The organism is Paraburkholderia sp. BL6669N2, from assembly GCF_003387275.1.
Classification (GTDB): Bacteria; Pseudomonadota; Gammaproteobacteria; order Burkholderiales; family Burkholderiaceae; genus Paraburkholderia.
In genome coordinates, this window is the sequence record NZ_QUNA01000002.1 from 574,589 (window position 1) to 586,817 (window position 12,229).

The 12,229-nt window shown below is 60.4% G+C and carries 9 protein-coding genes; 4 read left to right on the plus strand and 5 right to left on the minus strand.

Features of this window, described 5'->3' with window-relative positions:
* Positions 1 to 84: 84 nt before the first annotated feature.
* The 4 genes from B0G80_RS25170 (at position 85) to B0G80_RS25185 (ending at position 4,200) form a co-directional block, all read left to right on the plus strand.
* Positions 85 to 1,083, plus strand: coding sequence for an aldo/keto reductase (locus B0G80_RS25170; RefSeq protein WP_116120520.1), 999 nt, complete (start codon positions 85 to 87; stop codon positions 1,081 to 1,083).
* A 16-nt stretch (positions 1,084 to 1,099) separates the two neighbouring features.
* The gene (locus tag B0G80_RS25175) at positions 1,100 to 1,411 is read left to right on the plus strand and encodes a high-potential iron-sulfur protein (protein WP_116120522.1); all 312 of its coding nucleotides are present in this window, start codon (positions 1,100 to 1,102) and stop codon (positions 1,409 to 1,411) included.
* A gap of 72 nt (positions 1,412 to 1,483) precedes the next feature.
* Positions 1,484 to 1,936 carry a (2Fe-2S)-binding protein gene (locus B0G80_RS25180; RefSeq protein ID WP_116120524.1) on the plus strand — a complete coding sequence of 151 codons (453 nt, stop codon included), beginning with the start codon at positions 1,484 to 1,486 and terminating at the stop codon, positions 1,934 to 1,936.
* Positions 1,936 to 4,200 (plus strand): xanthine dehydrogenase family protein molybdopterin-binding subunit, encoded by a 2,265-nt coding sequence (locus tag B0G80_RS25185; RefSeq protein ID WP_116120526.1) that lies wholly within the window; start codon positions 1,936 to 1,938, stop codon positions 4,198 to 4,200. Before B0G80_RS25180 ends, B0G80_RS25185 begins: the two co-directional genes overlap by 1 nt.
* A 165-nt stretch (positions 4,201 to 4,365) precedes the next feature.
* On the opposite strand, the gene B0G80_RS25190 is transcribed toward B0G80_RS25185, so the two are convergent.
* From B0G80_RS25190 to B0G80_RS25210, 5 genes are all read right to left on the minus strand, one after another.
* Positions 4,366 to 5,532 (minus strand): EAL domain-containing protein, encoded by a 1,167-nt coding sequence (locus B0G80_RS25190; RefSeq protein WP_116120528.1) that lies wholly within the window; start codon positions 5,530 to 5,532, stop codon positions 4,366 to 4,368.
* A 98-nt stretch (positions 5,533 to 5,630) separates the two neighbouring features.
* Complete coding sequence (locus B0G80_RS25195; protein ID WP_408968231.1) at positions 5,631 to 6,245, minus strand: ankyrin repeat domain-containing protein; 615 nt, start codon at positions 6,243 to 6,245, stop codon at positions 5,631 to 5,633.
* Positions 6,246 to 6,322: 77 nt separating this feature from the next.
* Positions 6,323 to 7,777: a catalase gene (locus B0G80_RS25200; RefSeq protein ID WP_181920199.1), complete on the minus strand. Its 1,455-nt coding sequence runs from the start codon at positions 7,775 to 7,777 to the stop codon at positions 6,323 to 6,325.
* A 777-nt stretch (positions 7,778 to 8,554) separates the two neighbouring features.
* Positions 8,555 to 10,054 (minus strand): MFS transporter, encoded by a 1,500-nt coding sequence (locus B0G80_RS25205; protein ID WP_408969422.1) that lies wholly within the window; start codon positions 10,052 to 10,054, stop codon positions 8,555 to 8,557.
* Positions 10,055 to 10,251: 197 nt separating this feature from the next.
* Positions 10,252 to 11,664 carry an MFS transporter gene (locus B0G80_RS25210; RefSeq protein ID WP_116120531.1) on the minus strand — a complete coding sequence of 471 codons (1,413 nt, stop codon included), beginning with the start codon at positions 11,662 to 11,664 and terminating at the stop codon, positions 10,252 to 10,254.
* Positions 11,665 to 12,229: the final 565 nt, after the last annotated feature.

A 12,229-nucleotide genomic window follows, 5' to 3' on the forward strand; every position in this document is an offset into this window, starting at 1 on the left:
ACTCGCCTGCCCGTCCTTTGGGCGCGTCGCATTTTCTCGGACCGCATTCGACATGGATGCGGCGCTTTAACCAGAGAGCATCGCATGACTATTGAAACAATTGAAGTTGAGGGTTTATCGACGCCTGTATCGCGTATCGGCCTGGGCACGTGGGCGATCGGCGGATGGATGTGGGGCGGCACTGATGAGAAGGACTCGATTGCGGTGATCCGCCGGGCGCTCGACAGCGGCGTGAATCTTATCGACACGGCGCCGGCGTATGGCTTCGGCGCATCGGAGGAAATCCTCGGCAAAGCGCTGGCCGATGGATATCGCCACAAGGCAGTCATCGCGACTAAAGTCGCTCTCGAATGGCAGGACGGCAAGGTATTTCGCAATGCTTCGCCGGAGCGCATTCGTCACGAAGTAGAGGATACACTTCGCCGCTTGCGGACAGATTACATCGATCTATACCAGGTTCACTGGCCCGATCCGCTCGTGCCGATCGAAGAGACGGCCGCGGTGCTGAACGACCTACGCAAGGAAGGCAAGGTTCGCGCGCTCGGCGTCAGCAATTTCTCCGGGGTGCAAATGGACGCGTTCCGCCGCGTGGCGCCGCTGTCCACCACGCAGCCGCCTTACAACCTGTTTGAACGCGACATCGACCGCGATGTGCTGCCTTATGTGAAACAGCATGGGCTGGTTGCACTTGCCTATGGCGCACTGTGCCGGGGATTGCTGGCAGGCCGCATCGGCGCCGAGACGCGTTTCGAGGGCGACGATCTGCGTCAACATGACCCGAAGTTCCGTGCGCCGCGTCGTCAGCAATATGTCGACGCGGTGAAAGCACTGGACGTCTTCGCGCGCGATAACTTCGACAAGTCGGTGCTTGCGCTTGCCGTGCGCTGGGTGCTGGACCGCGGCCCGACGATCGCGCTGTGGGGCGCACGCCGTCCGTCGCAACTGGATGGACTCGAAGCCGCCTTCGGCTGGCACCTCGACGACAAGGCCTTCGCGCAAATCGACGCCATCGTCTCGCAATTCGTCAAGGACCCGGTGGGCCCGGAGTTTATGGCGCCGCCGCAACGTGTTCTGGTGTCGTGAAAGGAGTGTATTGAACATGCGAACCAATCGACGAACTTTCATTGTGCATATCGTTGGCGCCGCGGCGCTGGCAATAACCGGCGGCACGGCGTGGGCCGCGCCCACGCAGCTTCAGGAAAGCGATCCGGCCGCGCAGGCGCTCGGCTACCGGACCGACGCATCGCGCGTCGATCACGCGAAATATCCGCGCTTCAGCGCCACCCAGCGCTGCTCGAATTGCCAGTTCTATCAGGGCAAGCCAGCCGACACGAGCGCGCTTTGCGCGCTGTTCGGTGCGAAGCAGGTGAGCGGCGCGGGATGGTGCAACGCCTATCAGGCGAGAGCCTGATAGGCGTTGGGCGGGTAAAGCAATACGGCGCATGACGACTTCGTGCCGTTCGCGTCGACTACGAGGAATCAGTTGATGGAACTCATTGTGAACGGCGTTCATCACAACGTCGATGCGGATGCGAATATGCCGTTACTGTGGGCAGTCCGTGATCTGCTCGGGCTGCACGGTACCAAGTTCGGTTGCGGGGTCGGTGCGTGCGGCGCATGCACGGTTCATCTGGACGGTGTCGCTGTGCGTTCGTGTGTGACCGCACTGGCGGATGTTCAGGGCAAGCCCGTAACGACCATCGAGGGACTCGGCCAAGGCGGCGATCACCCGGTGCAGCGCGCGTGGAAAGCCGCCAATGTGCCGCAGTGCGGTTACTGCCAGCCGGGGCAGATCATGCAGGCCGCGTCGCTGCTCAAACAGACGCCGAAGCCGAGTGACGAGCAGATCGTCGAAGCGATGTCCGGCAATGTTTGCCGCTGTGGCACCTATCAACGCATCAAGGCCGCTATTAAGGCCGCAGCGTCGGAGGCGTGATGGGAGAAATCGTCAATCTAAGCCGGCGCGGGGTATTGAAAGGAACCTTGGCGGGCGGGGTTGTGCTGGGCTTGCAGATCGGCGGCGCGGGTACCGCGTTCGCGGCGAGCGTGCTGTCATCCGCGAACGGCGCTAAAGGGGCTTTCGCACCGAACGTGTATGTCTCGGTCGCACCGTCCGGCGAGATCATTCTGGTCGTGCATCGTTCGGAGATGGGGACCGGTATCCGTACCAGTCTCGCGATGATTCTTGCCGATGAGCTCGACGCCGACTGGAACGCCGTCAAGATCGTGCAGGCGCAAGGCGATGCGAAGTATGGCGACCAGAATACCGATGGCTCGCGCAGCATCCGCCAGTTCTTCCAGCCGTTGCGTGAAGCAGGCGGCACGGCGCGGCAGATGCTCGTGGCGGCGGCCGCCGTGCAATGGCACGTGGCGCCGGCGACCTGCCGCACCGAGCCGGGTCATGTCGTGCATGCGGCGAGCGGGCGGCGCGTGGCCTACGGCGCGCTAGCAGCGGCGGCGGCGCGTCAGCCGGTGCCGGGCCGTGACACGCTGCATCTGAAAGACGAGGGTACGTGGCGCTATATCGGCAAGTCGCTGCCGATCGTCGACCTCGACGACATCGTCCACGGCCGGGCGACGTACGGCATCGATGTCGTGTTGCCCAGAATGACCTATGCGTCGATCGAACGTTCGGCGGTCTATGGCGCGACGCTCAAGAGCGTCGATTCGACCGAAACGATGAAAGTGCCCGGCGTGCTGCATGTGGTGCGTATTCCCGCCGCCCCGCTGCCTGCCGGTTTCCAGCCGCTGGGCGGCATCGCGGTGGTGGCGACGAGCACCTGGGCAGCGATGCAAGGGCGGCGGAAATTGAGGCTCGACTGGGACCTTGGGCCGAATGCATCCTATGACAGTCAGGCTTATCGCAAGGCGCTCGAGGACACAGCGCGCCAGCCCGGCAAAATCGTTCGCAACAACGGCGACACAGCGGCTGCGCTTCAGAGCGCCGCACACCATGTCTCGGCGGACTACTACGTGCCGCACCTGGCGCACGCGGCGATGGAGCCGCTCGCCGCCACCGCGTCCTACGCGAACGGCGTGGTTGAAGTATGGACCGCGACGCAGAATCCACAGCAGGCTCGCACGACCGTGGCACAGGTGCTCGGCGTGCAGGAGCCGGCCGTGACGATCAATGTCACGTTACTGGGCGGCGGCTTCGGCCGCAAGTCCAAGCCTGACTATGTGGCCGAGGCGGCGTTCCTGTCACGCGAGGTTGGCGCGCCCGTGAAGCTCACATGGACTCGCGAGGACGATGTGCGCAACGACTATTTCCATGCGGTGTGCGCGCAGCACATGGAAGGCGGGCTCGATGCGCAAGGCAAGACGGTCGCGTGGTTGCACCGCACGGTGTTCCCGTCGATCAGTTCGACATTCAAGGCTGATGTCCACTACGGGGCGGCGGGTGAACTGGGGCAGGGCGTGACCGACATGCCCTACGACATTGCCAACGTGCGGTGCGAGAACGGCGCCGCCTCTGCACACACGCGCATCGGCTGGTATCGATCGGTGTACAACATTCCCCACGGCTTCGCATTAGGGTCGTTCGTCGATGAACTTGCCGCGGCGGCGCGGCAGGACCCGGTGCAGCACCTGCTCACGCTGCTCGGCACTCCGCGGCATGTCGATCTGCATGCACTAGGGGTCGATTATCCGAACCATGGCGCTTCGATCGACGAGTATCCGATCGACACCGCCCGCTATGCGGCAGTGGTTCGCGCGGTCGCCGTGCGCTCCGGGTGGTCGACCGCATTGCCGGCGCGGCATGGCCGCGGGATTGCGGTACATCGCAGCTTCCTGAGTTACGTGGCGGCGGTCGCGCATGTGCAGGTGGCCGACGACGGTTCAGTGCGTGTGACACGCGTCGACCTGGCCGTCGACTGCGGGCGCATCGTCAATCCCGATCGGGTTATTGCGCAGTTCGAGGGTGCGGTGGTGATGGCGCTCGGCAACACGTTATACAGCGAACTCTCTTTCCGCAACGGTGCGTCGGAGCAATCGAACTTCACGGACTACCAGGTTGCCCGTATCGATTCCGTTCCCGAGACACACGTGTATATCGTACCGAGCGATGCGCCGCCGGGCGGTGTCGGCGAGCCGGGCGTGCCACCGACTTCAGCGGCTATCTGCAACGCGATCTTCAATGCGACCGGCCAGCGGATTCGTGCGCTGCCGGTGGATACGTCGCTGCTGAAACGGACGTAGCGGCGAAACGCAACGGAGTTCGAGCGGCTGCCTACCGTGAGAATGAAATCAGCGCTAAACGACAGAGCTGTCGCGTCAACTGAACGCTGTGCGCGGGCGGCGGTGCTCAGTGCACTTCGGTGCGCGCAAGCTCTTTCGAAATCGTTCTGCGAACCCGCCGTTAGGTCACCTGCCGCCGGGCACTGACCCAACGGCCACCGGCTTGCCGTAAAGCCACCCTTGCGCAAGTTCGATGCCGCAGTTCTGCAATGCGTCGTGCTGGGCTGCCGTTTCGACACCTTCAGCAAGCACCTTGCAGCCGAGCTTACAGAGCTGTTCAGCCGACGCGCGAATAGCGGCTGCAAAGGGCGCACCCTTATCGGCATTGCGGATCACTGTAATGCACAGTTTGACGATTTCTGGCTTCAACAGGCGGACGGTATCGAGGTCTGCGAACCCGCAGCCCGTGTCGTCCAGGGCCAAGCCAATGCCGATGGTACGCAGGCGTTCGACCGCGTCTCGCAAACCCTCGGCTTCGTTGAGCGGCAAGTGCTCGGTGAGTTCGAACATGACTTCCTGCCGGCCTGCTAACAGCAGCTTTTCCGCAGCAAGGGTCAAGGCATCCGGGCCCAGATTGATGGTCAAAAACTTCCCGGGCGGCAGCTTGCCTTTGGTGCGCTCAAGAGCCAATTCGGCACACAATAGTTCCATCTGCACGGCACAGCCGGCGGCATGGGCTGCGTCGAAGAGCAAGTCCGGGCGCTCAAATGGCGTGCGTTGCGGACCTCTGGAAAGGGTTTCAAAACCCATCACTGCACCGTCTTTAATGCGCACTATCGGCTGCAACACGGTCTGTATGGAGCGTTCGCGCAGAATTGCTTTCACTCTGGTCGATGAGTTGTCCCGGTCCTTATGTTGATGTTTTGGTTGGGACCTCGATCGATCCTTCGTCCATTGAACCCAACCTGTTTTTTCATTTCCTGAGACTGCTTCGGAAGGCACAACGAACACCGACAGATCGTAGTTGATCCGGCCGCCTGTTCCGCCGCCAAAAATAGCAAGTAGCCGCTCGCGAATCAGATGACGCCCGGCCTTTTCTATGGCCTGCGCCGCTTCGCTGGCATCGCGCGGCAAGTCTCCCGACAGCACACGGAAACACGCAGAGCAATGTCCGTCGACATCAGAACGATATCGGTCAATTACCTCATGTTGAGCCAGCAACCGCTTTAGCAAAGCCGTTGCTTCCTCGCCGAACTGAGTGAGGGCCTGTTGGGTCGATTCCGCGCCGAATATGTGGGTCAGACGCGTGATATCCGCGATCCTGACGCTGACTACGGCGGTGATTTCCGTCATTGAAGGCAACCCCGTTGTATTCCTTCTTACGCTGTTCGAAAAATGGTTCTGCCAAACTCGCTCGTGACCTTCCGGAAACCTGATCGCATCCCTCCACGTTACTGTGTAGCGCCGACCTGGCGCAGCGCATCGGCTGCGGCGGTATTGTGTTGCGAGATGGCCATTTGCAGCGCGGTACCTCCGCGTGCGTCGACATGATTGACGTTCGCTCCGTGCGCCACCAGCACCGCAAGCATATCGAGCCGGCCGAACAGCGCAGCAAACGATAGCGCCGTTTCCCCTGCGTTGTTGGTTTGATCGATAGGGCAGCGCGTCCCGAGCAATATCTGCGCAATGTTCGTTTCGCCCTTGAACAGTGTGCCCATCAACGCCGTATTGCCGTGCTTGTCGGCGGCGCATGCGTTGGCGTGTGCGGCAAGAAGCGCCTTTAGCGTGTCCGGGTGATTGTCGTAGGCGCTAAGAATGAGCGCCGTATATCCTTCAGGCGTTGCGGTTTCGACCGGATAGTGCGCGTCGATCAGCAATTGAACGATATCGGTGCGCCCTTCGCGCGCTGCGGCGAACCAGTCATCGGTGTATCCGCGCGTGTCAACCGTGCTGGAATACGTTCCTGGCCGATAAACGTGCTCCGCACAACTCGCAGTCAACAGTGCGGCTATCGCTGCCACGGCTGCGTTTCGAACTACTCGCCGCGCAGTAGAAAAACCTCGCATGACGTTCTCCGTCGGAAATCGTATTCAGGCAACGCACGGGCCTGCTTGCGCAGGCCCGTGCGCCTTGCTTACCGGCTTCAGTTATCGCTAAGGTGCGACGCCATATCCTGCACGCGTGAGAGATCCGCGTGTGTGGCGCGCGCGAGGCGGGTACCGTAATCGGAGTCAGCCTTGTAGAAGTACGACAGCATCGTGTACTTGTTCGCGTCGTTTGTTACACGGCCCAGATCGCCCGACAATGCCGTGACCAGATCCGTCTTGTTGGCTTCAGACAGCGCCCGGTAATACTCGCCAGCCTGACGGAAGTCGAGCGTCTTGTGGATCGCCATTTGCTGCGTCGTTCCGCTGAGCGGCGTCTGCACGGACTTGTACCTGGCCTGCTGCGAGATCTCCGCGATGCTGGATGGCTCGTAGTTCACCTCAGCCTTGCGGTCGCCGGAATTCATCAAGCCATCCTGATTATTGTTATACACAGGCACGGCAGGACGGTTGATCGGCAGGTCGTTGTAGTTGGGTCCCAGGCGATACATCTGCGTGTCGGCGTACGCGAACAGACGACCCTGCAGCATCCGGTCCTCGGAAGGCTCGATTCCCGGCACGAGGCGGGACGGCGCGAATGCCGATTCTTCGGTGGACTGGAAGTAGTTATCCGGAACCCGGTTGAGCGTCATCGTCCCGACCTTCTGCTCAGGGATCGACGACGGCCACACCTTCGTGTCGTCAAGCGGATCGAAGTCGAACTTGTTCAGATCCTTCGGCGATAGGATCTGGATGTACAGATCCCATTGCGGATACGAATGCGCTTTGACCGAGTTGTACAGGTCGTCGGTCATCAGATTCCAGTCGGCGCCGATCGAATGAGCAATATCCTGCGGGCGGATTCCCTCAATGCCCTGACGGCTCTTCCAATGGAACTTCACGTAGTGAACTTCGCCTTTGGCATTGACGAACTTGAACGCGTGCACGCCGAAGCCATCCATGTGACGGTATGAGTCAGGCATTCCCTCGTCGGTGTAGAGGTGCGTCAGCATGTTGGTCGCTTCCGGCGTATGGGCGAAGAAGTCGAAGGCCAGATTCGGATCCTGCACGCCCGTCACGGCGGACGGCTTGTTCGCATGCACGAAGTCTGGGAACTTGATCGCGTCCCGGATGAAGAAGAGCGGCCAGTTGATGCCGACGACGTCCCAGTTGCCTTGCTGCGTATAGAACTTCACCGCGAAGCCGCGCGGGTCGCGCGCCTGCTCAGGCGATCCGCGATAGCCCATGACGGTCGAGAAGCGCACGAAGACGGGAGTCTTCGTGCCGGGCGTGAACACTCTGGCGGTGGTCAACGCGCTGATATCAGCGGTAGGCACGAACTCGCCAAAGATACCCGTGCCGCGTGCATGGACGACGCGCTCCGGGATGCGCTCCCGGTCGAAGCGCTGCAGTTTCTCGATCAGATGCGAGTCTTGCAGCAGTACCGGACCTTCAGGACCGGCGGTCTGGGAGTTCTGATTGTCGCCGATCGGCGAGCCACTATCCTGCGTCATGTCTTCTGCGTACACCGGTTGTGCAGCGGCGATTGCCGAGGCGATGGAGAGAATGCTTGTAGCGATTTGTGTCTTGAGTAATTTCACGTTGCGATCCCAATTCAGGAGGAAACCGAGCACATCCTATGATCGAACTTTTGATATAACCAATCTATTTTCCCTATGTCGGCAATAGGAGGTGCATTTCTTTCAGGGACTAAATGAAGTTGATAAAAATGAAAGAAATCGCGAAATAAAATTCTGTGGTATAGCTCAATGTGTTTCGCAAGGACTACTGTAAGCGGCATGACAAAGAGCGCGTTGCGGGCTCTCCAGGAAGGAGGGCTGAGTAAATTCTGAACGCTGCTGCTGCTTCGAAAACAGTCCATAAATAGCGTGCTAGAGTGCGGCGCAAGGTTGCGCAAGGCGAGACCGGCTCATCGCGCTCGCCCGCAAAGCATGCGTCGTAACGTCAAAAATAGAAAAACTGTCTTGTTGAAATTCATGGTCGAGTCGAATGCCATAATTAGTAAGGCATCTTAAGTTATTTATATCTGATTGGTCGAAATTCCCCTTGCCGGTTTTTACCAATTGTTATTGAGATTGGAAAATCTATTGACTGAATTGATATGAATGGCAATTCATCGTTGTCGTATTCAAAGTGAATGCGCTGTCAAAGAGTCTGGATATCGGTTCGGTAATGCGCCGGTCCGTATTCGGTCACCTCTCTCATCCCTATCATCAAAGTGCGACGCCGATGTGGTTCCGGAACGTCGGCTCGATGCCGCCGCGCGCGTCTCACCGGTCGGTGATTCCTTCGCCTCCTGAAAGCGCTGGGTTGGCACGGTCCGGGCTCGCGGCAGATGGTGTGCGGCCAAGGAATCCAAGCACCATGATCGCGGAGGCGAGCGTGATGGCCGCCAGCATATGGAGCAGTACCCGGAACGCGCCGTCGTACGCATGCACGAGTAGAGGCTGCCCGAGTGCGGGCAGAAGCGCCGCGGCATGTGTCAGATCACCGGTGGCCACGCGCTGGGCGGCTTCGGTGACGGCATGAGCTGGTGCGCCAGGAGATCCCGCGAGTGCGTCGGATAGTCGCAAGCGTGTGAGCACTGCCAATATCGCGCTAGCCACCGCGAGGGTCATGCCTTCGCCCGCCACGCGCGTCGTACTGAATATGCCCGTCGCCATACCGGCGCGTTCCTTTGGAACAACGCTGACCGACAAGCCGTCCATCAGTCCCCAGGGCAGCCCCGCACCCACACCGATCACAAACAGCGGAATCGCAATGACAGCGGCTGACGCATCAGGCCCGATACCACTGAACCAGAGCATGCCGATGGCCGCGATGACGAGACCGATCGCTGAAATGACACCGGCCGACATCCAGCGTGTGAGATGCGCAGCGCTGAGCGGTACGATCAGCATCGGCGCCGAAAGCGAAACCATCATCAAGCCCGCGCCGGTCGCAGTATGTCCTTCGATGCCGATGAATCGCGTCGGCAAGACTAGCAGCAACGTGACATAGCAGAATGCGGTCGCAAGCGGGAGTACCTGCACACCGACGAAGCGCGGATAGCGAAACAACGACAGATCGAGCATAGGCCGGGTAACACGACCTTCGATCCAGACGAAGGCGATCGCCATGACCGCGGCACCCACGAACAGTGCAACGATGAGAGGACTACTCCAGCCGCTCTCCGGCCCCTGCAGCAGGCCGAAGGTGAACAATGTAAGCGCCGCAGTAAAGCTGATGGCGCCAGGCCAATCAAGACCATTGGCGTGCGGATCATAGGATTCCCTCAGCTTTGGGACGCCGAGCGCGAAGCCCGTCAAGCCGATTGCTGCATCTGCCAGGAAGAACGATCGCCAGCCGAATGTTTGCGTAAGGAACCCGGCGAGAAGCGGACCCAACGCCAGGCCCACGCCAAAGGTCGTGCCGAGCAAGCTGAACGCGCGAGCGCGTCCATGCCCGTCGAACTCTTGTGCGAGCGCTGCTGATGATCCGGCCAGCACCAACGCGGCCGAAATGCCCTGCAGCGCGCGCAGGAAGTCGACCCACGCAAGGCTCGGCGCGGCGGAAATTCCGAGTGATGTGGCTGCAAAGAGCACTACCCCGACGGCGAACACACGCTTTCGTCCGAGCAGATCCGCGAGCGCACCCGCGACCATCAGACTGCTGCCGAAGCTCAGCATGAATGCGTTCAGGATCCAGTTGATTGCCACCGGACTACCGCCCAGCGCGGTGCCGATAGTCGGCGCGGACACCGCTGCACCGCCGAAATTCAGTGGCAGCACAAGCACCGCGATACAAACGCCCGAGAGGATCAGCGCCTGTTGCGAAGCGCTGCGAGGGTCTTCGCTGCCCCCTCCTGGCGCCGCATGGGGCGACGCGGCTTGTGAAGTCGTCAACGGCGTACCCGGATTATTCTGCACGTACTCTCTCTGTTTAATTTGGACCGGTAGCCACCAATGCGCTCGATACAATTTCCGCACTACTGCGATGCGGCCCGCGTATGGCCGCTAACCTCGCAACCGGCATCGGGTTCGATACCGATAAAGTAGAGCACGGAGATCAGCACCAACACGGCGACAAGCAAAAACGCGACCCGGAAGTCAGCGAGCGAAAGCTGCGCGTGGCCGCCATGTATCAGGACTGCAGCATGCAGCGCGATCGCACCGAATGCGATGCCTAGACCGATGGTCATCTGCTGGACCATGCTGAAAAACGTGCTCGCCGAACTCATCCGCGCCGGCGGCACGTCCGCGAATGCGAGCGTGTTGATGCTGGTGAACTGCATCGATCGGCATAGCCCACCGATCAGCAGCACCAGCATGATCAGCGTGCGTGGCGTGTCCGGTGAGAGTAGGGCGCACAGGGCGATGCTTGCGGCAGTGAGCAGCCCATTCACGATCATTACCTTGCGAAAACCAAAGCACTTGAGAACGGGCGTGGTGACGGTCTTCATGGCCAGATTGCCGGCCGCGTAAGCGAGCACGAGCAAACCGGCGGCGAACGCGTTCAGCCCGAAACCGAGTTGGAAGAACAGCGGCAACAGGAAGGGCAAAACGCTGACCGAGACGACATACAACGAACCTCCTTCGAGGGTCACGCGAAAGGTCGGGATTCGCCACGGCGCAAGATCGATCAGCGGATGTTCGGCACGCCGGAAATGCCGTACCGCGAAGGCCGCGGCGACCACGCCACCCGTCAGGGCGGCGACCGTGATGTGCCAGTCGCCATACGGTTGCCCAACGAGCTCCATGCCATACATGAGGCAGGTTAGCGCGACTCCGCTGAGCACGAATCCGGGCACATCGAACGGCCGGCGACTGGATTCACGGTAGTTCGGAATGAAGGTCGCGGTCAGCACCAGACCCAGCAGACCGATCGGTACGTTCAGCAAAAAGATCCACCGCCAACTGAAATAGGTCGATATAAAGCCGCCCAACGCTGGACCCAGCACCGGTGCGGCCAACCCGGGCCAGGTAATGTAGGCGATCGAGCGCATCAGGTGACGCTTCTCAGTGCCGCGCAGCACCGCGAGCCGGCCTACCGGCACCATCATTGCACCGCCGAGTCCCTGCAGGATCCGCGCGACTGTGAATTCGACGAGACCGTTGCTGAGTCCGCAAAGTATCGAGGCGCCCGTGAACACGACGATGGCGCTACCGAACACAGAGCGTTGCCCAAAGCGATCCGCCACCCAGCCGCTGATGGGGATGAAAACCGCGAGCGCGAGCAGATAGGCGGTCATGCCGATACTCAACCTCACGGGCGTGACGCCGAACGTAGCGGCCATGTGGGGCAGCGCTGTCGCAATCACCGTAGCGTCCAGGTTCTCCATGAAATAGGCACTGGCGACGATCAACGCGATGATGACCGATTGACGGCTTGACAAAGACATGAGCGGAGAACCGATACGGGTTGAGTGGCAGACTCGCAAACGCTCTGGCGCGGGTATTTGCCGACGCCGGCAGTCACAGATGAAGCTAGCTTCGCGATGGCACTGAGATAGTGCATGGCTAGACCGGGAGCATGGCGACACCGGTTCATGCTTGCGGACGATGTACTCTATCAAATCATAAGTCGTCATGTGAAGATGTAATTGAAAACCCCGTTAAACGAGGGAGGGGCATGAAGGCAGGCATGGCGCGGATCAAACGGCCCGTAAGAAACGCCATATCGTGATTTACCTTACAAACAGACAGATACGCCAGCTTGTATGCTGGATCGACGTCGAGCCTGTTCATTGAAAATTAGTCGTCAATTGACGATTTAATTTATCGGCGATATCCTCGTTGCCAATGCGATGGCTGAAGCAGTAGCTGTCCCACGGGGTGAACAGCGCCGCGCATGCGGCTGGAGCGAATCATGAGCAGCGTCTACCGAATTGGGAATGGCCGACATCGATTGCCTCGGTTATCGGCGGGCGGGGGCTGTCGCGAGTTGCCGGTCTTCGCCCGGAATTG

What these genes read in the sequence shown, in the direction of transcription:
- B0G80_RS25175 (WP_116120522.1), top strand. Translation starts at nt 1,100, where the DNA reads ATGCGAACCAATCGACGAACTTTCATTGTGCATATCGTTGGCGCCGCG.
- B0G80_RS25185 (WP_116120526.1), top strand. Translation starts at nt 1,936, where the DNA reads ATGGGAGAAATCGTCAATCTAAGCCGGCGCGGGGTATTGAAAGGAACC.
- B0G80_RS25210 (WP_116120531.1), bottom strand. Translation starts at nt 11,664, where the DNA reads ATGTCTTTGTCAAGCCGTCAATCGGTCATCATCGCGTTGATCGTCGCC.
- B0G80_RS25190 (WP_116120528.1), bottom strand. Translation starts at nt 5,532, where the DNA reads ATGACGGAAATCACCGCCGTAGTCAGCGTCAGGATCGCGGATATCACG.
- B0G80_RS25170 (WP_116120520.1), top strand. Translation starts at nt 85, where the DNA reads ATGACTATTGAAACAATTGAAGTTGAGGGTTTATCGACGCCTGTATCG.
- B0G80_RS25200 (WP_181920199.1), bottom strand. Translation starts at nt 7,777, where the DNA reads ATGACGCAGGATAGTGGCTCGCCGATCGGCGACAATCAGAACTCCCAG.
- B0G80_RS25195 (WP_408968231.1), bottom strand. Translation starts at nt 6,245, where the DNA reads ATGCGAGGTTTTTCTACTGCGCGGCGAGTAGTTCGAAACGCAGCCGTG.